At 39.7% G+C, this 22713-nt stretch carries 30 protein-coding genes, 1 tRNA gene and 4 pseudogenes; 1 reads left to right on the forward strand and 34 read right to left on the reverse strand.

What is annotated here, in order from left to right; all coding sequences use genetic code 11:
• Positions 1-107 precede the first annotated feature (107 nt).
• From adhE to HSISS3_RS10515, 3 genes and pseudogenes are all read right to left on the reverse strand, one after another.
• A pseudogene (gene adhE / locus HSISS3_RS10505) lies at positions 108-2695 on the reverse strand (bifunctional acetaldehyde-CoA/alcohol dehydrogenase).
• A 140-nt stretch (positions 2696-2835) separates the two neighbouring features.
• Entirely contained in the window at positions 2836-4731 is a 1896-nt protein-coding gene (locus HSISS3_RS10510; RefSeq protein WP_021152645.1) for a M13 family metallopeptidase, read from the reverse strand.
• An 81-nt stretch (positions 4732-4812) separates the two neighbouring features.
• Positions 4813-5127: pseudogene (locus tag HSISS3_RS10515) on the reverse strand (DUF3459 domain-containing protein); the annotation flags it as partial.
• Between the two features lie 141 nt (positions 5128-5268).
• Here HSISS3_RS10515 and treR point away from each other — a divergent pair.
• Positions 5269-5978: pseudogene (gene treR, locus HSISS3_RS10520) on the forward strand (trehalose operon repressor).
• A gap of 55 nt (positions 5979-6033) precedes the next feature.
• Here the strand turns inward: treR and HSISS3_RS10525 are convergent.
• From HSISS3_RS10525 to rplB, 31 genes and pseudogenes are all read right to left on the reverse strand, one after another.
• Entirely contained in the window at positions 6034-6594 is a 561-nt protein-coding gene (locus HSISS3_RS10525) for a TIGR01440 family protein (protein ID WP_021152646.1), read from the reverse strand.
• A 12-nt stretch (positions 6595-6606) separates the two neighbouring features.
• Positions 6607-6945, reverse strand: coding sequence for a hypothetical protein (locus HSISS3_RS12450; protein WP_042772015.1), 339 nt, complete (start codon positions 6943-6945; stop codon positions 6607-6609).
• Between the two features lie 32 nt (positions 6946-6977).
• Positions 6978-7334 carry a hypothetical protein gene (locus HSISS3_RS10535; RefSeq protein ID WP_002887526.1) on the reverse strand — a complete coding sequence of 119 codons (357 nt, stop codon included), beginning with the start codon at positions 7332-7334 and terminating at the stop codon, positions 6978-6980.
• 165 nt (positions 7335-7499) lie between these two features.
• Positions 7500-8381 (reverse strand): class II fructose-bisphosphate aldolase, encoded by an 882-nt coding sequence (locus HSISS3_RS10540; RefSeq protein WP_002887525.1) that lies wholly within the window; start codon positions 8379-8381, stop codon positions 7500-7502.
• A gap of 144 nt (positions 8382-8525) precedes the next feature.
• Positions 8526-8611, reverse strand: a tRNA-Leu gene (locus HSISS3_RS10545).
• A 198-nt stretch (positions 8612-8809) separates the two neighbouring features.
• A complete protein-coding gene (locus tag HSISS3_RS10550) occupies positions 8810-10105 on the reverse strand; it encodes a hypothetical protein (protein ID WP_021152647.1) in 1296 nt (431 codons plus the stop codon).
• Between the two features lie 247 nt (positions 10106-10352).
• Positions 10353-10739, reverse strand: coding sequence for a 50S ribosomal protein L17 (gene rplQ, locus HSISS3_RS10555; protein ID WP_002887523.1), 387 nt, complete (start codon positions 10737-10739; stop codon positions 10353-10355).
• A 17-nt stretch (positions 10740-10756) separates the two neighbouring features.
• Positions 10757-11695 carry a DNA-directed RNA polymerase subunit alpha gene (locus tag HSISS3_RS10560; protein WP_002887521.1) on the reverse strand — a complete coding sequence of 313 codons (939 nt, stop codon included), beginning with the start codon at positions 11693-11695 and terminating at the stop codon, positions 10757-10759.
• 48 nt (positions 11696-11743) lie between these two features.
• Positions 11744-12127: a 30S ribosomal protein S11 gene (rpsK, locus tag HSISS3_RS10565; RefSeq protein ID WP_002887520.1), complete on the reverse strand. Its 384-nt coding sequence runs from the start codon at positions 12125-12127 to the stop codon at positions 11744-11746.
• A 27-nt stretch (positions 12128-12154) separates the two neighbouring features.
• Positions 12155-12520, reverse strand: a complete 366-nt coding sequence (gene rpsM / locus HSISS3_RS10570) for a 30S ribosomal protein S13 (RefSeq protein ID WP_002887519.1) — start codon at positions 12518-12520, stop codon at positions 12155-12157.
• A gap of 17 nt (positions 12521-12537) precedes the next feature.
• A complete protein-coding gene (gene rpmJ, locus HSISS3_RS11860; RefSeq protein ID WP_000868345.1) occupies positions 12538-12654 on the reverse strand; it encodes a 50S ribosomal protein L36 in 117 nt (38 codons plus the stop codon).
• A gap of 25 nt (positions 12655-12679) precedes the next feature.
• Positions 12680-12898 carry a translation initiation factor IF-1 gene (gene infA, locus HSISS3_RS10575; protein WP_001040189.1) on the reverse strand — a complete coding sequence of 73 codons (219 nt, stop codon included), beginning with the start codon at positions 12896-12898 and terminating at the stop codon, positions 12680-12682.
• Between the two features lie 117 nt (positions 12899-13015).
• The gene (locus tag HSISS3_RS10580; RefSeq protein WP_008536073.1) at positions 13016-13654 is read right to left on the reverse strand and encodes an adenylate kinase; all 639 of its coding nucleotides are present in this window, start codon (positions 13652-13654) and stop codon (positions 13016-13018) included.
• A 131-nt stretch (positions 13655-13785) separates the two neighbouring features.
• On the reverse strand, positions 13786-15081 hold the full coding sequence (gene secY, locus HSISS3_RS10585) for a preprotein translocase subunit SecY (protein ID WP_002887516.1): 1296 nt from the start codon (positions 15079-15081) through the stop codon (positions 13786-13788).
• Positions 15082-15097: 16 nt separating this feature from the next.
• Complete coding sequence (gene rplO / locus HSISS3_RS10590) at positions 15098-15538, reverse strand: 50S ribosomal protein L15 (RefSeq protein WP_002885849.1); 441 nt, start codon at positions 15536-15538, stop codon at positions 15098-15100.
• A gap of 128 nt (positions 15539-15666) precedes the next feature.
• Positions 15667-15849 (reverse strand): 50S ribosomal protein L30, encoded by a 183-nt coding sequence (rpmD, locus tag HSISS3_RS10595; RefSeq protein WP_002885773.1) that lies wholly within the window; start codon positions 15847-15849, stop codon positions 15667-15669.
• Between the two features lie 14 nt (positions 15850-15863).
• Positions 15864-16357, reverse strand: a pseudogene (rpsE, locus tag HSISS3_RS10600) (30S ribosomal protein S5).
• Between the two features lie 18 nt (positions 16358-16375).
• Positions 16376-16732, reverse strand: coding sequence for a 50S ribosomal protein L18 (gene rplR, locus HSISS3_RS10605; RefSeq protein WP_002885810.1), 357 nt, complete (start codon positions 16730-16732; stop codon positions 16376-16378).
• Between the two features lie 89 nt (positions 16733-16821).
• The gene (rplF, locus tag HSISS3_RS10610; protein WP_002887056.1) at positions 16822-17358 is read right to left on the reverse strand and encodes a 50S ribosomal protein L6; all 537 of its coding nucleotides are present in this window, start codon (positions 17356-17358) and stop codon (positions 16822-16824) included.
• Between the two features lie 126 nt (positions 17359-17484).
• Positions 17485-17883 carry a 30S ribosomal protein S8 gene (rpsH, locus tag HSISS3_RS10615; protein ID WP_002885642.1) on the reverse strand — a complete coding sequence of 133 codons (399 nt, stop codon included), beginning with the start codon at positions 17881-17883 and terminating at the stop codon, positions 17485-17487.
• Between the two features lie 122 nt (positions 17884-18005).
• Positions 18006-18191 carry a type Z 30S ribosomal protein S14 gene (locus HSISS3_RS10620; RefSeq protein WP_001085699.1) on the reverse strand — a complete coding sequence of 62 codons (186 nt, stop codon included), beginning with the start codon at positions 18189-18191 and terminating at the stop codon, positions 18006-18008.
• A 17-nt stretch (positions 18192-18208) separates the two neighbouring features.
• Positions 18209-18751 (reverse strand): 50S ribosomal protein L5, encoded by a 543-nt coding sequence (rplE, locus tag HSISS3_RS10625; RefSeq protein ID WP_002887058.1) that lies wholly within the window; start codon positions 18749-18751, stop codon positions 18209-18211.
• A gap of 26 nt (positions 18752-18777) precedes the next feature.
• On the reverse strand, positions 18778-19083 hold the full coding sequence (gene rplX, locus HSISS3_RS10630; RefSeq protein ID WP_002885874.1) for a 50S ribosomal protein L24: 306 nt from the start codon (positions 19081-19083) through the stop codon (positions 18778-18780).
• Between the two features lie 78 nt (positions 19084-19161).
• Positions 19162-19530 carry a 50S ribosomal protein L14 gene (rplN, locus tag HSISS3_RS10635; RefSeq protein ID WP_002885711.1) on the reverse strand — a complete coding sequence of 123 codons (369 nt, stop codon included), beginning with the start codon at positions 19528-19530 and terminating at the stop codon, positions 19162-19164.
• A gap of 24 nt (positions 19531-19554) precedes the next feature.
• Complete coding sequence (gene rpsQ / locus HSISS3_RS10640) at positions 19555-19815, reverse strand: 30S ribosomal protein S17 (RefSeq protein ID WP_002885836.1); 261 nt, start codon at positions 19813-19815, stop codon at positions 19555-19557.
• A 27-nt stretch (positions 19816-19842) separates the two neighbouring features.
• Positions 19843-20049: a 50S ribosomal protein L29 gene (gene rpmC, locus HSISS3_RS10645; protein ID WP_002885754.1), complete on the reverse strand. Its 207-nt coding sequence runs from the start codon at positions 20047-20049 to the stop codon at positions 19843-19845.
• Positions 20050-20058: 9 nt separating this feature from the next.
• On the reverse strand, positions 20059-20472 hold the full coding sequence (gene rplP, locus HSISS3_RS10650) for a 50S ribosomal protein L16 (protein ID WP_002887508.1): 414 nt from the start codon (positions 20470-20472) through the stop codon (positions 20059-20061).
• Between the two features lie 3 nt (positions 20473-20475).
• Positions 20476-21129 carry a 30S ribosomal protein S3 gene (gene rpsC / locus HSISS3_RS10655; protein ID WP_002887507.1) on the reverse strand — a complete coding sequence of 218 codons (654 nt, stop codon included), beginning with the start codon at positions 21127-21129 and terminating at the stop codon, positions 20476-20478.
• A 12-nt stretch (positions 21130-21141) separates the two neighbouring features.
• A complete protein-coding gene (rplV, locus tag HSISS3_RS10660) occupies positions 21142-21486 on the reverse strand; it encodes a 50S ribosomal protein L22 (RefSeq protein WP_002887063.1) in 345 nt (114 codons plus the stop codon).
• Between the two features lie 15 nt (positions 21487-21501).
• Positions 21502-21780 (reverse strand): 30S ribosomal protein S19, encoded by a 279-nt coding sequence (gene rpsS / locus HSISS3_RS10665; RefSeq protein ID WP_000533765.1) that lies wholly within the window; start codon positions 21778-21780, stop codon positions 21502-21504.
• Between the two features lie 90 nt (positions 21781-21870).
• Complete coding sequence (gene rplB / locus HSISS3_RS10670; protein ID WP_021152650.1) at positions 21871-22704, reverse strand: 50S ribosomal protein L2; 834 nt, start codon at positions 22702-22704, stop codon at positions 21871-21873.
• Between the last annotated feature and the right edge of the window lie 9 nt (positions 22705-22713).

Consider the following 22713-nt stretch of genomic DNA (forward strand, 5'->3'; position numbering starts at 1 on the left):
CTATCTTATTCAGGGAAGTTCTTAATTTTTAATTTAGGTAAACACTCTAATCTAATAGCTTTTTAGCCAAAAAAAGTAGCCCTTATGGAGCTACTTTAGTTCATCGTCTACCCTTTATAATCAAAAGCAGTTTCGATAATTTCTTTCAATTCTGAAATAAGTGGTTCTTTTGGATTAGCTGTTGTACATTGGTCTTCATAAGCATGTTCAGCCAAAGTATAAGCAGTGTCCTGAAGAAGTTTCTTAGTGACGCCTTGTCCTTTCCAGTTCATGTCAATTCCAACAGCAAGTCCTAATTCATAGACTTTTTTAGCCAATACTTCAACCAACTCAGCATCTGATTGCTTGTCAGTTCCCCATCCCATGTAACGAGCAATATCTGCGTAATCCTTGTCTGCACGGAAGTAATCATATTTAGGGAACATCGCATGTTTTTGAGGATCACGTCCATTGTAGCGGATAACGTGTGGCAAGAGGATAGCATTCGTACGTCCGTGTGGAATATTGTACATTGGACCAACCTTATGCGCTAATGAGTGACTAATACCAAGGAAGGCATTTGCAAAAGCCATACCTGCAATGGTTGATGCATTATGCATCTTTTCACGTGATTCTTCATCAGCAAAACGATAAGAATGTTCTAGATTTTCAAAGACGAGTTTGATAGCTTGAAGAGACAATCCACGTGTATAATCACTTGCCATTACTGACACATAAGATTCAATAGCGTGAGTCAAAACGTCCATACCTGTATCAGCAGTAACGCTAGCAGGCACACTCATAACCAAGGCTGGGTCAACAATGGCAATGTCTGGAGTCAAAGCATAGTCAGCCAATGGATACTTGATATGTGTTTCACTGTCAGTGATAACTGCAAATGATGTTACTTCTGAACCTGTTCCTGAAGTAGTTGGAATACAAATAAATGTTGTTTTTCTGCATAAGGAATCTTGTAGGTACGTTTACGGATATCCAAGAATTTTTGCTTAGCTCCAAAGAAGCTTACATCTGGGTGTTCGAAGAACATCCACATTGCCTTAGCGGCATCCATTGCAGAACCACCACCAAGGGCGATGATAACATCTGGTTGGAAGTCTACAAAGCGTTCCAAACCTTTATAAACTGTATTTGTAGATGGGTTTGGTTCAACATCTGAGAAGACTTCAATCAATGGGTCATTGTGGTTAAGTTCCAATTGTCGTTTAACCAAATTTGCATAACCAAACTGAACCATACCTGGGTCGCAGACCAACATAACACGTTCAGCCTTGATGTGACGCAAATAAGTTATTGAGTCTTTTTCAAAGAAAATTTTTGGTGGGACACGAAACCACTGCATGTTATTGCGGCGCTTTGACAGTGTTTTAATATTAAGAAGGTCAAATGAGCTAACATTATGAGAAATTGAGTTGTGACCGTGTGAACCACATCCAAGAGTCAATGATGGAATCATATTGTTGTAGATATTACCGATACCACCTTCAGATGATGGGCTATTTACCAATACACGGCAGGCTTTCATGCGAATACCAAATTGGAGTTGAAGGTCTTCATTTTCAGTATGGATAACAGCTGTATGTCCGAGACCACCTAAGTTAAGCATCCCTTCTGCTTTGGCAAATCCATCTTCAACACCATCAGATTTGATAAGAGCGAGTACTGGAGACAATTTTTCCAAGGCAAGTGGGTGTTCCATAGTTGCATCTGGAATTTCTGCCAAAAGCATTTTTGTACCTGCAGGAACTTTGATACCAGCTTTTTCTGCAATTTCAACAGCTGAGTGACCAACAATCGCTCCGTTTACAGCTGTACGTGCTTCGTTAAGAACGGCTTTTTCCAATTTAGCAATATCAGCTTTTTTAGAGATAATCACACATTGATGGGCTTCAAATTCAGCCTTAACTTCATCATAAACAGCAGCATCAACGATTGCCCCTTGTTCAGAGGCACAAATCATACCATTATCAAACGTTTTTGAAACAATGATATCATTAACAGCACGTTTAATTTTAGCATCAGCTGCAATGTAGGCAGGAACGTTACCAGCACCTACACCAAGGGCAGGTTTACCAGTTGAATACGCAGCCTTAACCATACCAGGTCCACCAGTCGCAAGAACGGTAGCAATCTTTGGATGGTTCATCAAAAGACCAGTTGCTTCAATAGATGGCTCTTCAATCCACTGGATACAGTTCTTAGGTGCACCTGCTTCAATCGCTGCATCACGAACGATACGAGCAGCTTCTGCAGATGATTTTTGAGCTGAAGGGTGGAAGGCAAAGACGATAGAATTACGTGTTTTCAATGCAATCAAGGCTTTGAAAATCGTTGTTGAAGTTGGGTTAGTTGTTGGTGTAACCCCACAGATAACCCCAACAGGCTCAGCGATAGAAACCAAACCTTGTTCTTTATCTTCAGCAATAACGCCTACAGTTTTATCATATTTAATACTATTCCAAATGTATTCAGAAGCATACATGTTCTTGATGGCTTTATCTTCATAGATACCACGTCCTGTTTCATCAACAGCCAATTTTGCCAAGTACATGTGTTTATCTAGGGCAGCAATCGCAACATGGTGAACGATATGGTCCACTTGCTCCTGCGTAAAGTTAGCCATAGCATCGAGGGCTTCAACCCCCTTCGTTGCTAATTCATCAATTACTGTTTGAACATCTTTAGTTTGTTTAGTCATATGAAACTCCTTTGAATGCTTGTTAAAAACTTCACAAGCTTTAACACAAATCTATTATAGCGTTTTCTACACATTATGTAAACCCTTACATTGATAAAAATAAAGAAATCCGTCCATTTTTGGACAGATTTCATCACTTTTTACCAAATAATCACACGTTCTTCTAGGGCACGCCACATGCCGTCGCCCTCTTTGACGTCAAATTCCTTGTGAAATTCGTCGAAGTTGCTCACGATAACATTGGTACGCCATTTAGCAGGAGCGTGTACATCCACGCTGGCCAGCATTTGCATGTATTCTTCACGCGCCTTCATACGCCAAATCGTCGCAAAGTTAACAAAGAATTCACGAACTGAAAAATCCTTATCTCGTTTAGCTGCTTCTAAGGCACAGGCTACACCACCGAGGTCAGCAACATTCTCAGAAACAGTCAGTTTGCCGTTGACCTTGGCACCATAAGAATCCAAGCCCTCAAACTGATCCACAATCTTGTCAGTACGTTCCTTAAAGGCTGCATAGTCTTCTTCAGTCCACCAATTCTTAAGACTACCATTCTCATCAAAGGAAGCACCGTTTGTATCAAAGGCATGGGAAATCTCATGAGCAATGACAGCACCAATACCACCGTAGTTGGCTGATGACGATTGGTGAAGGTCATAGAAAGGTGCTTGAAGGATAGCTGCTGGGAAAACAATTTGGTTCTGCTGTGGGTCATAGTAAGCATTAACCATGTGGGCAGGCATATGCCACTCACTGCGATCAACAGGTTTATTCCACTTGCTCCAACTATGTGCAACTAAAATTTCGACTAACTTCTGAGCATTCTCAACAAGTGACAAGTTCTCATCAATAATCTTCTTATCATATGTCTCGGGTAGTTTTTCTGGATAACCAATGTGAGGCGTAATAACATTAAGTTTCGTAATAGCCTTTTCACGTGTTTCTGGTGCCAACCAATCCACTTTTTGAAGGCGTGATTTATAAACATCAATCATAGTTGCCACTTTGGCTTCAACGTCTGCCTTAGCTTCTGGAGAGAATTTTTCACCAGCATACCAAAGTCCTAAAGCCTGATTGTAAGGGCCTTGTGCCAAATAGTAGGCTGCTTTTTTCTTTTCCATGGCTTGTGGTGTTCCTGAAAGCGCACGACCATATTTTCCAGCCAAGATACGAAGCTCGTCTGTCAAATAGGCATTCCAAGATGTAGCAGCATCGATAAGTAAGTCCGCCTTAAGCAACTCCCAATTTGCTTCTGAGTAATATTCCGCTGCAAATTCTGTCCAGAAGCGTTCTTCAGGAACGATAACTTTATCAGGAACTTGGCCCAAGATTTCTGTGAAGATGTTATCAAGTGGGAGTTCCGGTGCTAGCTTGGTAAAGTCTTCCCAATCATATGGGTGGTAGAGTTCTACATACTCAGAAGATTCTTCACTCGAAAGGACATACTTGGCTAACTTAGCATCAAGAGCGATAACCTTGTCCAAGGTATCTTTGATTTCTTCAACTGTAAAGCCATATTTCTCTAGGAGTTCTTCTTGAGTCTCACGCCAGATTCCCAAAAGCTCCTTGCCCTTTTCATTATCCTCAGTGTAATAGGTTGTATCAGGTAAAATAATACGTGGTGCTTCAGCCCAAAGAACATTTAATTGGGCATTCATAAAATCGGGAGACACACCAAACGGGAACGCATTAGGCTTACCAGACATCTCATAGTCAGCAATTTTCGAAGCAAATTCTGAGAATGAGGAAAGCTTCTTGTATTCTTCAATCAAAGGCTTGACAGGCTCGATACCCACTGCCTCACGTTTGTCAAAGTCCGCAGCCATACGGTGAAACTTAATGAAGTTTTGTAGAATAGGATTGTCAGGAATATTCTCTCCCGCCAACCACTGATCCGTTGTTTCAAGCATGAGGTTTTCTATTTCATCTGCTAAATCTGAGAAACCACCTGTACGAGGCTTATCATCGGGAATCACTGCTGTCTTTTCCCACTCACCATTAATCGCATGGTAAAAATCATCTTGTAAGCGTGTCATTACACTTCCTCCATCAACATTAAAAGTGCTTTCATTATAACAAAATTCCCCAGCAAAAGCATTTGCCGAGGAAAAATTAGCTTATTTAACTAGGATTGCCAAGGTTTGATATGGTTTAAGAACTACCTTTTCAGCAAGCTCTACATGCTCATAGTTGGACAAGAGCACTTGTCCTGCTTGGTATTCTGCTGGAATCGCCACTTCAGCTTCACTTCCATAGAAATGATTGAGTACCAAGAGTTTTTGACCGTCTAAGTGGCGTTCAAAAGCATAGACCTGCTTGCTATCTTCAAGTGCTGGCAGGTAGCTACCTTCTGAAATGATCGGCATTTCCTTCCGCAAGCGAATTAATTCTTTATAGAAATTAAAGATTGGTCCGTTTTGAATCTCCTTTTCTTTTTTGACAATATCTGATTGACTTGATAAACTAATTGTAAGCGATTGCAAATTTGTCTGCAAGTGTTCCGTGATTTTTTACCCATATTTTTTGAAAAAAACAATAGTTGTATGTTTTTTTGCCAACAAATAAGGAGAGCAATGAAAAAATACCAGGTTATTTATAAAGATTTAGAAAAAGCTATTCATAGCAAAGAATATCAAGTTGGAGACTTTCTACCCACCGAGCAAGAATTAGTAGAAACTTTCCAAGTTAGTCGAGACACCATACGAAAGGCATTGGCTTTACTCGTTGAAGAGGGCCTGGTTAAAAAGATTCATGGATCAGGCTCTCAAGTTATTAGTCAAGAACAAGTGAACTTCCCTGTATCTTACTTAACCAGTTACCAAGAGCTCATAAAACAACAAGGCATTAAATCACAAACCAACGTTATCTCTCTAGATAAAATCATCGTTGACACCAATCTCTCAGAAAAAACTGGATTTTCAAAAAGCCAACAGGTTTGGCGTCTTATTCGTCAAAGAGTAGTTGATGGTTGTGCTCTGTCGTTGATATTAATTACCTAGATGCGAGACTTATGCCTCAACTCAACCGCAGCATCGCTGAGAACTCCATCTATGATTATCTTGAGAATCAGCTCCACCTTAGCATTTCTCATGCCTTTAAAGAAATCACCATTGATAACATTACCGAGCAAGACAAAATCCTCATCGATATCGGCAAAGATCATCACGTCGTCTGCATACGCTCAAAAGTTTATATGGATAATGGAAATCAGTTTCAGTTCACTGAAAGCCGACACAAACTTGAAAAGTTCAAATTTGTCGATTATGCCAAGCGTCATCACTGAAGATATAGAACCAACCAACATAAAAAGTATCGGACACATAAGCATCCGATACTTTTTAGTTTTTACGAATAGGATCTGATAAATACTCAGCACGAGCACCACCAATCAACTTAGGACGACTCGCTAAGGCAGTCACATGAGCTCCACCCAGTTCTGAAGTAATGGGGCGAAGAGGAACTTGAACTCTCTTCACATGCATACCAATAGATGTATCCCCAATATCAATACCAGCCTGAGCCACCATCTCTTCCACCTCAACAGGATCCTTCATGTAATCAAAAGCAGCCAACTGACCACTTCCACCGGCATGCAAAGTTGGAAGCACATTGACAATTTCCAAATCTTTAGCCAAAGCAAGCTCACGCTCAACGACCAAAGCACGATTCAAATGTTCACAACCTTGCACAGCCAAGTAAATCCCTTTCGGTTCCAAAACCCCAAGAATAGTCTTCACAATTCGTTGACCAATTTCACGGCTAGAGGCTTTGCCGATAGTTCCACCAGCAACCTCACTGGACGATAAACCCAAAACAAAGATAGCTCCCCGCTTAATTGCAGATCGTTCAACAATATCTTCCACTAATACCCGTGTCTTCTCTTCTAAATCTAACAACATCACAAGCCTCCTTTAAACAACGGCCGTATTTAGGATTCGCACAATAAGATAATATAGAATCACAAAAAAGATAAGGAAAAATGCCCCTAACAGTAGCAACTGCATCCGACGTTTCCTACTTAAGTCCCAAGAAAAACCAAATCCCGTCAAAAAAGGACCAAAACTATAGCTAACCATAAACCATAGGTCTACACGCGCCATATGCCAAAAAGATGAAATAAAGGCCACCAAACCTATTAAGGATAAAATCCAAGAATAGTCCCAACGATCTGATTTAGCAAAAGCCAGACCAATTAAGAAACAACCCAAAGCAGGCATAATAATAAATGATAGGGTCATAAAATAAAACATGCCATTATTATAGCATGTTTTAAAGATTCATGTTAGTGGCGGTTAATAACACCATAAGCAATTGTGAACGCAATAGCAGCAATTCCCACAACGATTGCCATGATACTCCAAAAAATGGTCATAGCACGACGTCCCTTGCGATTGTTGAAAGGAAGACCCCAACCAATCATGATAACGCCTAGTAAACCGAGCCATACTTTATAAGTGACAACAATAGCCCCATCAAAGTAAGCAAAAGCAACCAAGCCTAAACCTAACAAGGAAATCAAATAAGACCACTTCCCCTTCAAAAATGAAGGCAAGGCCCAACCAAATAACAATAAACCAAGTAGAGCAAGAGCTCCACCACCAAAAAATACAGGTACAATATAATTATCAAACATATTCATATTATAGCATATCTTAAAAAGTTAGGAAATAGAATCTATCAACCAAAGCCATATCCGCTCTTTAAAATTTGTTTGCGCTCAATCACAGATTGATTCGCAGATATTAACTATATATTTGGGTACAAAAAGAACAAGATCCAGAAAAGACCTTGTTCTTTTTTTCAATTAAGCTTTGTTTGCTGAACCAAATACGTCAATACGTTCTTCAACAGCTGCTGTAATTGCTTCGAAACCAGGTTTCAAGAATTTACGTGGGTCAAAGAGTTTCTTCTTGTCGTATTCTGCTTCATTTGCTTCATATTCAGCAACAAATTTACGTGTTGCTTTAGCAAATGCGATTTGACATTCAGTGTTAACGTTAACTTTAGCAACACCAAGTTTGATAGCTGCTTGGATTTGATCATCAGGAATACCTGATCCACCGTGCAATACGATTGGGAAGTTAGGTACAGCTTCTGTCAATTTTTGCAAGTGATCAAGGTGAAGACCATTCCAGTTTTCTGGGTAAGGACCGTGGATGTTACCGATACCTGCTGCAAGGAAGTCGATACCAGTTGCAACCATAGCTTTAGCATCTTCGATTGGTGCCAATTCACCGTCACCGATGATACCATCTTCTTCACCACCGATTGTACCAACTTCAGCTTCAACTGATACACCGTTAGCATGTGCAAATTCAACAACTTTAGCTGCTTTTTCAAGGTTTTCTTCAACTGGAAGGTGAGATCCATCGAACATAACTGAAGTGTATCCTTCACGAATACATTCCAAAGCATCGTTGTAATGACCGTGGTCAAGGTGAATAGCAACTGGTACAGTGATACCCATTGATTCTACCAAATCTTCGATAAGAGCTTTACACAATTTGTAACCACCCATGTACTTAGCAGCACCCATTGAAGTTTGGATAAGCACTGGAGCTTGTTTAGCTTCTGCTGCACGCAAGATAGCTTGAGTCCACTCAAGGTTGTTTGTGTTAAATCCACCGACTGCGTAACCATTGTCACGAGCTGCTTGGACAAATTTTTCTGCTGAAACGATTGCCATTATAAAGGCCTCCTATATTTTTTGGGTTTGAACCCGTTTACATGTTTATTCTATCACAATTAGATTCAAAAAACTAGCTTTTCTACAATTTGTAAGCGTTTTGATTTTTTAATACAAAAAAACCAGTCAACCGACTGGTTACTCTGCGGAAAGAGGGACTTGAACCCTCACGACCTAAAGCGGTCACAGGATCCTTAGTCCTGCGCGTCTGCCAATTCCGCCATTTCCGCTAACAACATTAACTATTATATCAAGTCTGACAAATTGTGTCAACACTTTTTGAAAAGTTTTTAACTAAACTTTCCATTGCCTCATTCGAAACAACTATTACATAATACCATTTGTTGTCGAGTATCGTCAATACTTTTTCAACGATTTTTTAATATTTCACTCCAAAATTTATAGAAACCTTCAAGCTCAATCAAAAACTAATCGAATTGTACTTTCAATGCTTTCAGCTTCTCTTTAAGAGGAGCTAAGTAAATTTCTTCTCCAAAACCACGTGATTTTAAACCATCCTCTGCACAAACCAATAACGCTTCTGTTAAAGGGAATATCAATTTAAGGTCTGTATCAGAAATATCCTTTTTCGAAAATAAACGACGAATTCTTGGATAATCAAAGTCAAAAGCTTCAAAAAATGGGGAATCTTTTAAAATATTTTCTAAACGTTCTAAATTGACTAACAGCCCCAGATGAAAGGCTGCTGGTGCGAAAGTCGCTGAAAAAGGTTGCGTACAAACACTTCGAAATTCAATAGTTCCTCTAATCGTTAAATCTTGAAATTGATAAGATCGATGCGTTTTAAAGTCGTCCTCACTCGGCTTAATCGAAACTTCTTTACCATGAATAGACCAGGCTTGAATAGCTGATTTATTCAAATAGTCTTTAGCTCGTATCGGTTCAAAATAGTAGGTTTCCTCAGCCCGTTTTGCAGTAAAAATGGCTGTTTCAGATAAATAAGAAAAATAATCATCTTCATTCTTGAATACTCTTGGGAAAATCCCGGCATTTTCTTCAAAGACACCATGCATGGAATTCTCCCAAAAAACATCCCTCGAAATTGCTAAATCCCAATCAGAACCCCAAAATTCCGAATTAGCAAATAATACCGCTTTAGGACCCTCGATCTGATTAAAAGCGTTGAGAACTCTTAAATAGGAAATCTTGGGGACATCCAACTGCACTTGACTCCCACAGATAAAAGACCCATATTCCGGGTAATTATGAAAGAAGGGATTATTTTTGGCTTTAGAAAGCTCAAGAAAATCCATAAGCATCTCATAACGAGGTGATTTTACCGGACTATTATCATTTTTAGCCCAATTAGGATTAACACCCCAACCTTGCAACTCATGGTTATGAGTACGCAGGTATGGTTGAATCATACTAAGGTAAGTATCCAGACGTTCTTCAACCTCAGCAATCCGACTAGCCTTGGCAAATGCAAATTCAATCGTATTATATGAGACTTCGAAAAGAATCATATCTCCAGAAGCTTGCTCAATAAGCTGAATAGGATTATTATCAGAATCAAATTTATCCGCTTTAAAACCAAAATTATCAATAAGATATATTAAAAGTTGTTTTGTAAGAGAGACATCCGTAGCGTTCCCGCTCAAATTAACAACAGGGTATTCCAACTCGATTCCTACAAATAGTCCGGGTTGTTCCTTGATTGGCAAATAATACCTTTGTTTAAGAAGTTCCTTGGCTGTTGTCAAAATAATATTCCCCTTTTAAAAATAAGTTTATCCCATTATATCAAAATATTCAGACGATTTATAGACTAAAAAACGCCTGCTTACGAAAAACAACCGTATTATCTTTCGTAAACAAGCGTTACATGCTTATTTATTCCCATTTTATGATGAGTGTTCCCGCTAGGCGAATGCCCAGCGGTAGACCAGAGCTAGACTAAGAAAAGCAAAGCTATTCCATCATCATAACACTCAACAAAATTGATAAAAATTAAACAAGTTCGATGATTGCCATTGGGGCAGCATCGCCACGACGTGGTTCTGTTTTAAGGATACGAGTGTATCCACCGTTACGTTCAGCATAACGAGGTGCAATTTCTGAGAAAAGTTTTTGAAGAGCAGTTACTGAAGTATATTTGTCAGTTGCTTCATCATAGCTTTCAGATGCAATTTCGTTACGTACAAATGCAGCTGCTTGACGACGTGCGTGCAAATCACCACGTTTACCAAGAGTAATCATTTTTTCAACTGTTTTACGGATTTCTTTAGCACGTGCTTCAGTTGTAACGATTGCTTCGTTAATGATAAGATCTGTAGTCAAATCACGAAGAACCGCTTTACGCTGTGAGCTTGTGCGTCCAAGTTTACGGTAAGCCATGTTATCCTCCTATATTATTATTTATCGTTTTTAAGTCCAAGTCCAAGATCAGCTAATTTAACTTTAACTTCTTCAAGAGATTTACGACCAAGGTTACGGACTTTCATCATTTCAGGCTCAGTTTTTTCTGTCAAATCATGAACGGTATTAATACCGGCACGTTTCAAACAGTTATATGAGCGGACAGACAAATCAAGTTCTTCGATGGTACGGTCAAGCACTTTTTCATCGTTCACTTTCTCAGTTTCCTTCATTACATCTGTAGCCTTAGCCACATCAGTAAGGTCAGTAAACAAGTTTAAGTGTTCAATCAAAACGCGAGCTGAAAGACCGAGGGCATCTTCAGGAATGATTGTTCCGTTTGTCATGATTTCGATTGTCAATTTATCAAAACCATCGTTACTACCTACACGAGCAGGTTCAACTTGATAATTGACTTTCTTCACTGGTGTGTAGATTGAATCTACAGCCAATGTTCCCACTGGAGCATCATCTTTCTTGTTTTCATCTGCTGGAACATAACCACGGTTTGTAGCTACTGTCATGGTTGCTTTCAATGAAGCCCCATCAGCGATAGTAAAAAGATAATGATCAGGGTTAACAATTTCAATATCACTATCAGTCAAGATATCCCCAGCAGTTACTTCAGCTGGACCTTGAACATCTAGTTCAATTGTTTTTTCGTCTTCGACGTAAGATTTTACAGCAAGACCCTTAACATTAAGGATGATTTGCATCACGTCTTCACGGACGCCTGGTACGGTATCAAATTCGTGAAGTACTCCATCAATCTTAATTGATGTTACGGCAGCACCTGGAAGTGATGACAAAAGTACACGACGAAGAGAGTTACCCAAAGTTGTACCATAACCACGTTCTAGTGGTTCGATGACAAATTTGCCGTAATCTTTATTTTCATCAATTTTTGTTATTATTGGTTTTTCAAACTCAATCATTTATTATACTCCCTCGAAACGAACCTTGTGTACTATTGTTATTAAAGATTACACACGACGACGTTTTGGAGGACGAGCACCATTATGTGGTACAGGAGTTACATCACGGATTGCAGTTACTTCAAGACCAGCAGCAGCAAGAGCACGGATAGCAGACTCACGACCTGAACCAGGACCTTTAACAGTTACTTCAACTGTCTTAAGACCATGTTCTTGTGCAGATTTAGCAGCAGCTTCTGAAGCCATTTGGGCAGCAAATGGTGTAGATTTACGAGAACCTTTGAAACCAAGAGCACCAGCTGATGACCAAGCTACAGCATTACCATGCACATCTGTAATCATAACAATAGTGTTATTGAAAGTAGCGTGAATGTGAGCAATACCAGATTCGATATTCTTTTTCACACGACGTTTACGTGTTGGTTTAGCCAATGTTTTTACCTCCTATTTTATTTTAAATTATTTTTTCTTACCTGCAATCGCAACAGCTTTACCTTTACGAGTGCGGGCATTGTTTTTAGTGTTTTGTCCACGGACAGGAAGTCCACGACGGTGACGGATACCACGGTATGAACCGATCTCCATCAAACGCTTGATGTTAAGGTTTACTTCACGACGAAGGTCACCTTCAACTTTAATTGCATCCACTTCACGACGGATAGCGTCTTCTTGATCATTTGTCAAATCTTTAACGCGGATGTCTTCAGAAACACCTGCAGCAGCCAAGATTTTCTTAGATGTTGTAAGTCCGATACCGTATACGTAAGTAAGTGAAATTACTACACGTTTATCATTTGGAATGTCAACTCCAGCAATACGAGCCATGATTTCTCCTTTCTATATTATCCTTGACGTTGTTTGTGTTTTGGATTTGTTGGACAAATTACCATAACACGACCGTTACGACGAATAACTTTACAGTATTCGCAAATTGGTTTAACCGATGGTCTTACCTTCATGTTTTAATCCCTCCAATTATTTCGATTATTTAAAGCGGTATGTGATGCGTCCACGTGTCAAATCATAAGGACTCATTTCAACAGTCACACGGTCACCGACCAAAATACGAATGTAGTTTTTACGGATTTTACCAGAAACTGTCGCCAAAATTTGGTGTCCATTTTCCAATTCAACAGTAAACATAGCATTAGGCATAGTTTCTACAACTTTACCTTCAATTTCAATCACGTCTTCTTTTGCCACGCAAAAGTACCCCCTAAAATTTCGATTTGATTTCCTCTGAGCACAGAGGTAACAATTATAAGTCAGACTAAAGTATTATATCATGCTTGAGTCTGATACGCAAGTAAGATTAAATAATTATTTAATTGCTGCAATCGCTTTTTTAACATCAGCGAATACATCTTCAATATCTTGATTACCTTGAATATCTGATACAAGGCCAAGCTCACGATAGTGTGCAATGATTGGCTCACCTTGAGCAATGTTAACATCAAGGCGACGTTTTACCGTTTCAGGTTTGTCATCTTCACGTTGGTAATAGTCTTCTTCCTTGTAGTCAGCTGGTGGGTTGAATACTTTATGGTAAGTTTCACCTGTTTTACGGTGAATAATACGACCACTCAAGCGTTCAAGAAGGCAAGATGGATCCACTTCGATATTGATTACTCCATCAAGCTCCAAACCAAGATCAACCAAGATTTGATCCAAGGCATGAGCTTGTTCGATCGTGCGAGGAAAACCATCCAAAAGGAATCCTTTTTCCTTAATGTCGTCTTGAGCCAAACGTTCTTTTACAATCCCGTTTGTCACTTCATCTGGAACCAATTCACCTTTATCGATGAATGATTTTGCCAAAGTTCCCATTTCTGTTTGGTTAGCCATAGCAGCACGGAACATATCACCAGTTGAGATATGAGCTACACCAAATTCTTCAACGATTTTTGCAGCTTGTGTCCCTTTACCAGCGCCTGGTAGACCCATAATTAAAAGATTCATCTTACGAACTCCTTATTTTTGTTTTCAAATAACTCTATCAAGATTTAATAGACTTGGTAGAGTTATCAAAAAACAAAAGAGAAGGGGCAGAAAGCAATCTTTCTTTCCCTCTCGATTGTTCATGAGAAGACTTAGTCTTCGAGATTCATAAATCCAACATATTGACGTTTCAAAAGGTAACCTTCAAGTTGTTTCATACCTTCAATACCAGTTGAAATCAAGATCAAGAGTGATGTACCACCAAGTGCAATTGAACTTGTGAGGTGCATAAACTGTTGAGCCGCAATTGGAGCCAATGAAATAAATGCGAGAAATACAGCCCCGATTGTTGCCAATCTCTTAAGTAATGAAGACATGTACTTTTCAGTCTCACGACCTGGACGAACGCTAGGAATGTAAGACCCATTCTTTTGAAGATTTTCAGCAGTTTTTTCAGGATTAACTTGGACAAATGTGTAGAAGAATGAGAACAAGATAATCAATATCGCATAGGTAATCATTCCACTAGGTGTATTATACGAGAGTAGTCCTTGTAAATGAGATAACCACGAAACCTTCGAGAAGAATGGAAGAATCGTACTTGGAATTGTCGTAATCGAGCTAGCAAAGATAACGGGAATAACACCAGCTGGATTGACTTTCAAAGGTAAGTATGAACTCGTTGGAGCCCCTTGAACCAATTTCGTATATTGAATTGGAATTTGATATTCTGCTTGTTGTACAAATGTCGTAAAGAAGACAATCGCCAAACCTACCACAATCAACAATGCGACGATGATATATGAACGAGTCAATTCTCCTGAACGAACATTGACAAAGAAATCCTCATAAATTGTTGAGAACATCTTTGGAATGGAAGCAATGATACCAGAAAAGATAATCATTGACACACCATTACCAAAGCCCTTATCAGTAATTTGTTCACCAAGCCATGTCACAATTATGCTACCAGCAGTTAAAATTGTCCCAATCAACAAATAGGTTGAAACATTAGGTGTCTTAACCAATGAAATTGATGAGAGTGTATTGAAACTAGCTGTAATACCAATCGATTGAACAAATGCTAAAACAAGAGTAATATAACGAGTCGCCTGATTTAATTTACGACGGCCAACTTCACCCTGTTTACCCCACTCCACAAATTTTGGATAGATATCCATCTGCAAAAGTTGGACAATGATTGATGCCGTAATGTAAGGACTAACCCCCATCGAGAAGATAGAGAAGTTATTCATAGCATTACCTGACACCAAGTTAAGCATGTTCAAGAAAGGTAAATCACTTAATTGTTTCAAACTTTCCGCATTGATACCAGGAACAGTTACATGAGTTCCTACACGAAAAACGAAAATAATGAAGATTGTAAATAGAACCTTATTACGAACGTTTTTGACTTTCAATGCGTCTTTTAATAGTTTAAAGAACATAATGAGTTACCCCTCATTAGATGACTTCAATTGAACCACCTTTAGCAGTGATAGCTGCTTCAGCAGATTTAGAGAATTTAGCTGCTTTAACAGTCAATTTCTTAGTCAATTCGCCATTACCAAGAACTTTAACGCCTGATTTTTCAGCACGAACGATTCCAGCTTCTTTAAGAACTGCTGGAGTTACTTCTGTACCATCTTCAAAGACGTTCAATTGATCAAGGTTTACAAGTGCGTATTCTTTAGCGTTGATGTTTGTGAATCCACGTTTTGGAAGACGACGGAACAATGGAGTTTGTCCACCTTCAAATCCTGGACGTACGCCACCACCACTACGAGCTTTTTGACCTTTTTGACCACGGCCTGAAGTTTTACCGTTACCAGATGAAGTACCACGACCTACACGGTTACGGACTTTACGAGAACCTTCAGCAGGTTTCAATTCATGAAGTTTCATTATTAATTTTCTCCTCTTTTTGTAAAATGCTAGCGCCTCTAACCAAGTAAGGTAGCTTGATTAAAAACTCGCCTATACATGAAATTCAGTTTAAGTCGCAAGGCAACCCTTACGACTTAAATCATTTTTTATTTAACGTCTTCAACAGTTACCAAGTGAGAAACTGCATTGACCATACCACGGATAGCAGCGTTGTCTTCTTTAACAACTGAGCTATTCAATTTACCAAGTCCAAGAGCAACAACTGTTTTACGTTGTTCTGGTTTGCGTCCGATTGGAGACTTAGTCAAAGTAATTTTAATTTGAGCCATTATAATCTCCTTTCTTATGCCAAGTCAGATACTGAGATGCCACGGAGAGCAGCAACGTCTTCAGCACGTTTAAGTTGTTTCAATCCTTCAACAGTCGCACGAACGATGTTGATTGGAGTGTTTGAACCAAGAGATTTAGATGTTACATCAGCAACACCAGCCAATTCGATGACGGCACGAACTGCACCACCAGCGGCAACCCCAGCCCCTTCAACAGCTGGTTTCAACAATACTTTCGCTCCACCAAATTCTGAACGAACTTCGTGAGGAATAGTTGTACCAACCATAGGAACTTCGATAAGGTTTTCTTAGCTGCTTCAACTGCTTTACGGATAGCTTCTGGAACCTCTTGAGATTTACCAGTACCAAATCCTACGCGACCATTACGGTCACCAACAACAACAAGAGCAGCAAAACGCATGTTGCGTCCACCTTTTACAACTTTAGTAACACGGTTGATAGCAACTACGCGCTCTTCAAGTTCTACTGCATTATCTTTAAATGCCATTATTAAGTGTCCTCCCTATTAGAATTTCAATCCGTTTTCACGAGCTGAGTCAGCCAAAGCTTTAACACGTCCGTGATAGAGATATCCACCGCGGTCAAACACCACTTCAGAAATACCTTTAGCTACTGCGCGTTCAGCAACAAGTTTACCGACAACAACGGCTTGTTCTGTTTTAGTTCCTTTAGAAACTTCTTTATCAAGAGTTGATGCACTTGCGAGCGTTACACCCGCTACGTCATCAATAACTTGAGCGTAGATGCCTGTATTAGAACGGAAAATGTTCAAACGTGGGCGATCAGCAGTTCCAGAGAGTTTTCCGCGAACGCGACGGTGGCGTTTTTGGCGGAGTTTGTTTTTATCTGGTTTCGAAATCACAATTTTCACCTCTTAATTATAATGCTAGCTCATGAGAGCATTTGGTAAAGAGACAATCCACAAAGAATTGCCATAAGGATAAAATCCTATTATTTACCAGTTTTACCTTCTTTACGACGTACGTATTCACCAACGTAACGAATACCTTTACCTTTGTAAGGTTCTGGTGAACGAAGGCTACGGATGTAAGCCGCTGTTTGACCAACAACTTCTTTGTTAATACCACTTACAACGATTGAAGTTGCAGATGGTACTTCAAAAGTAATACCTTCTGGAGCTTCAACTTCGTCTTGGTGAGATTTACCAACTGAAAGAACAAGTTTTGTTCCTTGGAGTTGCGCACGATATCCGACACCGCGCATTTCAAGTTCTTTTTTGAAACCTTCAGAAACACCAACAACCATGTTGTTCAAGTTTGCACGTGAAGTACCGTGGATTGTTTTGTTTTCTTTTGAGTCGTTTGGACGGTGAAGTGTAACTTCATTACCTTCAACTTTGATTTCAATGTTTTTGTTAAACTCACGAGTGAGTTCGCCTTTAGGTCCTTTAACAGTAACAACGTTATCGTTGTTTGTTACTTCAACACCAGCAGGCAAAGTAATAACTTTATTACCAATACGTGACATAGTATTTAATTCTCCTGTTAGATTATCAAGCCACAAAGTGACTAGTTTTCACGGGGATGAGTTTCATCGAATATAATCAACGAAACTCGCACAAATCATTTGAGATAAGTGCTTAGTATCAACTTCTTACCAAACGTAAGCGATAACTTCTCCACCAACGTTCTTTTGACGAGCTTCTTTATCAGTCAAAAGACCTTCTGAAGTAGAGATGATCGCGATTCCAAGTCCGTTAAGAACTTTAGGAACATCTTCACGTTTAGAGTAAACACGAAGACCTGGTTTTGAGATACGTTTCAAGTTAGTGATAACACGTTCACCGTTTTGTCCGTATTTCAAGAATACGCGGATGATACCTTGTTTGTCATCTTCGATAACTTCAACGTTTTTAACGAAACCTTCACGTTTAAGGATTTCAGCGATACCTTTTTTAATGTTTGATGCAGGTACTTCAAGTACTTCGTGTTTAGCTTGGTTAGCGTTACGAATACGTGTCAAGAAATCTGCAATTGGGTCAGTCATAACCATTTTATATTTTCTCCTCTTACTAGTAGTTTGAATAATTCACTTGCTAGTTAATGATTGAGCTAGGCTCAGATTGTGTTTAATATATTCAAATTAGGTAAAACTAACTTGAATATATCATGTTTTTACCAAGAAGCTTTGGTAACACCTGGAATTTGACCTTTGTAAGCCAATTCACGGAAGCAAACACGGCAAAGTTTAAATTTGCGATAAACTGAGTGTGGACGTCCACAACGTTCGCAACGAGTGTAAGCTTGCGTAGAGAACTTCGCAGGGCGTTTGTTCTTAGCAATCATTGATTTTTTAGCCAATTTATTTACCTCCTAGATTATTTTGCAAAAGGCATTCCAAGGCCTTTAAGCAATTCACGACCTTCTTCGTCAGTGTTAGCAGTAGTTACGATAACGATATCCATACCACGCACTTTATCAACATCGTCGAAGTTGATTTCTGGGAAGATAAGTTGTTCTTTAACACCAAGTGTGTAGTTACCACGTCCATCAAATGATTTAGTTGGAACACCATGGAAGTCACGAACACGTGGAAGTGAAACTGATACCAATTTATCCAAGAATTCGTACATGCGTTCACCACGAAGGGTAACTTTAGCACCGATCGCTACACCTTCACGAAGACGGAAGCCAGCGATTGATTTCTTAGCTTTAGTAATCAATGGTTTTTGACCTGAAATAAGTGCCAACTCAGCAGCAGCTTTTTCAAGAGTTTTAGCGTTGTTTACAGCTTCACCAACACCCATGTTGATAACGATTTTATCAACTTTTGGCACAGCCATAACTGAAGAATAGTTAAATTTTTCAGTCAAAGCAGGAATTACTTCGTTAGTGTATTTTTCTTTAAGACGGTTAGCCATTTAATACTTTCTCCTTTCCTTCGTGATTAGTCAAGCACTTCGCCTGATTTTTTGTTGTAACGAACTTTTTTGCCGTCAACAACTTTGTAACCTACACGTCCAGCAACACCGTTCTTGTCAAGAACTTGAACGTTTGAAGCGTGGATTGGTGCTTCTTTTTCCACGATAGCACCTTGAGGGTTTTCAGCTGATGGTTTTTGGTGTTTTTTGATGATTGCAACACCTTCAACAACAACTTTATTTACTTTTGGAAGAGCCTTAAGAACTACTGCTTCAGTTCCTTTGTCTTTACCAGCAATAACGCGAACTTTATCGCCTTTTTTTACAAACATTGAGTATTTCTCCTATTATTTCTTACGCCCTATGGGCACCCTAGCTGAGCCAGGGGACTAAGTTTGTGTTTCGTTAGATTAAAGTACTTCTGGCGCCAAAGATACGATACGCATGTATCCACCTTCACGCAATTCACGTGCAACAGGGCCAAAGATACGAGTTCCACGAGGAGTTTTGTCATCGCGGATGATTACTGCAGCATTGTCATCAAACTTGATGTATGAACCGTCTGGACGACGAGCACCAGTTTTAGTACGAACGATTACAGCTTTAACAACATCACCTTTTTTAACAGCTCCACCTGGTGTAGCTTGTTTTACAGTTGCAACGATTACGTCGCCGATGTTAGCGAATTTACGTCCTGAACCACCAAGAACTTTGATAGTCAAGATTTCACGAGCACCGCTATTATCAGCAACTTTCAAGCGACTTTCTTGTTGAATCATTTCAATTGTCTCCTTTTAGTTTTATTAGATAATAACAGCTTCTTCCACAACTTCTACAAGACGGAAGCGTTTTGTAGCTGAAAGTGGGCGAGTTTCCATGATACGAACGATATCGCCTTCTTTAGCAACGTTGTTTTCATCATGTGCTTTGTATTTTTTAGAATAGTTGATACGTTTACCATAGACTGGGTGGTTACGTTTCGTTTCAACTACAACTGTGATTGTTTTATCCATCTTGTCAGATACTACGCGTCCAACAAGGGTTTTACGTTGATTACGTTCCATTATTAGAATTGCTCCTTTCCCAATCTATTATTTGATTTCAGATTGCACTGTTTTAACACGTGCAATTTGTTTCTTCACTTCGTTCAAACGAGCAGTTTGATCAAGTTGACCTGCTGCAGCTTGGAAACGAAGGTCGAAAAGTTCTTTCTTAAGTTCGTTTTCTTTTTTAGCAAGCTCTTCTTGAGACAAGCCACGAAGCTCAGCAACAAACTTTTTGATTTCTTCAAGTTTCATGTCTTCTCCTTATTCTGCTTCACGTTTCACGAATTTACTTTTAACTGGCAATTTGTGGCTAGCAAGACGAAGTGCTTCACGTGCAACCTCTTCAGGTACACCTGCGATTTCGAACATTACTTTACCACGTTTAACTGGTGCTACCCAACCTTCAGGTGCCCCTTTACCAGAACCCATACGTACACCGATAGCTTTAGCAGTGTATGATTTGTGTGGGAAGATCTTAATCCAAACCTTACCACCACGCTTCATGTAACGAGTCATGGCAATACGAGCAGCCTCGATTTGACGGTTTGTAATCCAGTGGCTAGTTGTAGCTTGAAGTCCGTATTCACCGAATGCTACTTCTTTACCACCTTTAGCCTCACCGCGCATTTTTCCACGGAATTCACGACGGTGTTTAACACGTTTAGGTACTAACATTTGTTATTTGCCTCCTTTAGTGTTTTTACGAGCCGGAAGAACTTCTCCACGGTAGATCCAAACTTTAACACCAAGTTTACCGTAAGTTGTGTCAGCTTCTTCCCAAGCATAATCAATATCAGCGCGAAGTGTATGAAGTGGAACTGTACCTTCAGAGTATCCTTCTGCACGGGCAATATCGGCACCATTCAAACGACCAGATACTTGAGTTTTAATTCCTTTAGCTCCAGCACGCATTGTACGTTGGATAGCTTGTTTTTGTGCACGACGGAAAGCAACACGTTGCTCAAGTTGACGAGCAATAGTTTCACCAACAAGATGAGCGTCCAAATCAGGTTTCTTGATTTCAACAATGTTGATGTGTACTTGTTTTCCAGTCAATTTGTTAAGTTGAGCGCGAAGAGCGTCAACGTTTGATCCACCTTTACCGATAACCATACCTGGTTTTGCAGTGTGAAGTGAAACAATAACTTTGTTTACAGCACGTTCGATTTCAATAGTTGAAACTGAAGCGTCTGCAAGTTCTTTTTGAATAAATTTGCGGATTGCCAAATCTTCGTGAAGGTAATCTGCGTATTCTTTTTCAGCATACCATTTCGCATCCCAGTCACGGATGATCCCGACACGCATACCAATTGGATGTACTTTTTGACCCACGAGTTTACCTCCTTATTTTTCTGACACAACTACTGTTACGTGAGTTGTGCGTTTGTTGATTGGTGAAGCTGAACCTTTCGCACGTGGACGGAAACGTTTCATTGTTGGTCCTTCGTTTGCGAATGTTTCAGATACTACCAAGTTAGCTTTTTCCAAACCAAAGTTATTTTCTGCATTAGCGATAGCAGAGTTAAGAGTTTTCTCAACGATACGAGCTGCTTTGTTTGGAGTGAATTTCAAGATTGCGATTGCATCAGCAACGTTCTTACCACGGATAAGATCAAGAACAAGACGTGTTTTACGAGGTGAAACACGCACTGTACGAGCCATTGCTTTAGCTGAAGTAATTTCTGCCATTGTGTCCTCCTCCTATTAACGACGTGTTTTCTTATCGTCAGCTGCGTGACCTTTGTAAGTACGTGTTGGTGCAAATTCACCAAGTTTGTGACCTACCATGTCTTCTTGGATGTAAACAGGAACGTGTTTACGTCCATCATAAACTGCGATAGTGTATCCGATGAAACTTGGGAAAATCGTTGAACGACGTGACCAAGTTTTGATTACTTTTTTCTTTTCGTCATTTGCTTGAGCTTCAACTTTTTTCATCAAATGCTCATCGACGAAAGGTCCTTTTTTAAGACTACGTCCCATTTTGTAGTTTTCTCCTTTAAATTAAATGTACCACAGCGGCTTGCGCTGAGCGCTACCGAGTTGGCGGATAATATGTGCTAAGCGACTAAATTATTTTTCGTTACGACGACGAACGATAAGTTTGTCAGATTTAGCTTTCTTGTTACGAGTTTTAAGACCAAGCGCAGGTTTACCCCATGGAGTAGATGGCGCTTTACGTCCAACTGGTGCTTTACCTTCACCACCACCGTGTGGGTGATCATTAGGGTTCATTACAGAACCACGAACTGTTGGGCGAACACCTTTCCAGCGATTACGACCAGCTTTACCAAGGTTGATAAGTGATTGTTGTTCGTTACCGACAGTACCGATTGTTGCACGACATGTACCAAGAATCATACGAACTTCGCCTGATTGAAGACGAACAAGCACGTATTTACCTTCTTGACCCAAAACTTGAGCAGAAGCACCAGCGGCACGGATAAGTTCAGCACCTTTACCTGGTTGAAGCTCAATGTTGTGGATAACTGTACCAACTGGGATGTTTGCAAGTGGAAGAGCGTTACCAATCTTGATATCCGCATCTGGACCTGAAACGATACGTTGACCTACTTCAAGACCTTTAGGTGCGATGATGTAAGTTTTAACCCCGTCAGTGTAGTGTACAAGAGCGATATTTGCAGTACGGTTTGGATCATATTCAACAGTTTTAACAACTGCTTCAACGCCATCTTTATTACGTTTGAAGTCAATCAAACGGTAGTGACGTTTGTGTCCGCCACCTTGGTGACGTACAGTAATACGACCGTTGTTGTTACGACCAGCTTTGTTCTTAAGAGAAACAAGCAATGATTTTTCAGGAGTGCTTGTAGTGATTTCTGCGAAATCCAAAGAAGTCATGTTACGACGGCCATTTGTCGTTGGTTTATAAACTTTAATACCCACGTTAATTTC

Source organism: Streptococcus sp. HSISS3 (assembly GCF_000448605.1).
Taxonomy (GTDB): Bacteria; Bacillota; Bacilli; order Lactobacillales; family Streptococcaceae; genus Streptococcus; species Streptococcus raffinosi.

Excerpts from the sequence above, each read along its gene's own strand:
- HSISS3_RS10510 (WP_021152645.1), bottom strand. The coding sequence starts at position 4,731 with ATGACACGCTTACAAGATGATTTTTACCATGCGATTAATGGTGAGTGG.
- HSISS3_RS10525 (WP_021152646.1), bottom strand. The coding sequence starts at position 6,594 with ATGTTGTTAGATTTAGAAGAGAAGACACGGGTATTAGTGGAAGATATT.
- HSISS3_RS12450 (WP_042772015.1), bottom strand. The coding sequence starts at position 6,945 with ATGTTTTATTTTATGACCCTATCATTTATTATTATGCCTGCTTTGGGT.
- HSISS3_RS10535 (WP_002887526.1), bottom strand. The coding sequence starts at position 7,334 with ATGAATATGTTTGATAATTATATTGTACCTGTATTTTTTGGTGGTGGA.
- HSISS3_RS10540 (WP_002887525.1), bottom strand. The coding sequence starts at position 8,381 with ATGGCAATCGTTTCAGCAGAAAAATTTGTCCAAGCAGCTCGTGACAAT.
- rplQ (WP_002887523.1), bottom strand. The coding sequence starts at position 10,739 with ATGGCTTACCGTAAACTTGGACGCACAAGCTCACAGCGTAAAGCGGTT.
- HSISS3_RS10560 (WP_002887521.1), bottom strand. The coding sequence starts at position 11,695 with ATGATTGAGTTTGAAAAACCAATAATAACAAAAATTGATGAAAATAAA.
- rpsM (WP_002887519.1), bottom strand. The coding sequence starts at position 12,520 with ATGGCTCGTATTGCTGGAGTTGACATTCCAAATGATAAACGTGTAGTA.
- rpmJ (WP_000868345.1), bottom strand. The coding sequence starts at position 12,654 with ATGAAGGTAAGACCATCGGTTAAACCAATTTGCGAATACTGTAAAGTT.
- HSISS3_RS10580 (WP_008536073.1), bottom strand. The coding sequence starts at position 13,654 with ATGAATCTTTTAATTATGGGTCTACCAGGCGCTGGTAAAGGGACACAA.
- secY (WP_002887516.1), bottom strand. The coding sequence starts at position 15,081 with ATGTTCTTTAAACTATTAAAAGACGCATTGAAAGTCAAAAACGTTCGT.
- rplO (WP_002885849.1), bottom strand. The coding sequence starts at position 15,538 with ATGAAACTTCATGAATTGAAACCTGCTGAAGGTTCTCGTAAAGTCCGT.
- rpmD (WP_002885773.1), bottom strand. The coding sequence starts at position 15,849 with ATGGCTCAAATTAAAATTACTTTGACTAAGTCTCCAATCGGACGCAAA.
- rplF (WP_002887056.1), bottom strand. The coding sequence starts at position 17,358 with ATGTCACGTATTGGTAATAAAGTTATTACTTTGCCTGCTGGTGTTGAA.
- rpsH (WP_002885642.1), bottom strand. The coding sequence starts at position 17,883 with ATGGTTATGACTGACCCAATTGCAGATTTCTTGACACGTATTCGTAAC.
- rplE (WP_002887058.1), bottom strand. The coding sequence starts at position 18,751 with ATGGCTAACCGTCTTAAAGAAAAATACACTAACGAAGTAATTCCTGCT.
- rplX (WP_002885874.1), bottom strand. The coding sequence starts at position 19,083 with ATGTTTGTAAAAAAAGGCGATAAAGTTCGCGTTATTGCTGGTAAAGAC.
- rplN (WP_002885711.1), bottom strand. The coding sequence starts at position 19,530 with ATGATTCAACAAGAAAGTCGCTTGAAAGTTGCTGATAATAGCGGTGCT.
- rpsQ (WP_002885836.1), bottom strand. The coding sequence starts at position 19,815 with ATGGAACGTAATCAACGTAAAACCCTTGTTGGACGCGTAGTATCTGAC.
- rpmC (WP_002885754.1), bottom strand. The coding sequence starts at position 20,049 with ATGAAACTTGAAGAAATCAAAAAGTTTGTTGCTGAGCTTCGTGGCTTG.
- rplP (WP_002887508.1), bottom strand. The coding sequence starts at position 20,472 with ATGTTAGTACCTAAACGTGTTAAACACCGTCGTGAATTCCGTGGAAAA.
- rplV (WP_002887063.1), bottom strand. The coding sequence starts at position 21,486 with ATGGCAGAAATTACTTCAGCTAAAGCAATGGCTCGTACAGTGCGTGTT.
- rpsS (WP_000533765.1), bottom strand. The coding sequence starts at position 21,780 with ATGGGACGTAGTCTTAAAAAAGGACCTTTCGTCGATGAGCATTTGATG.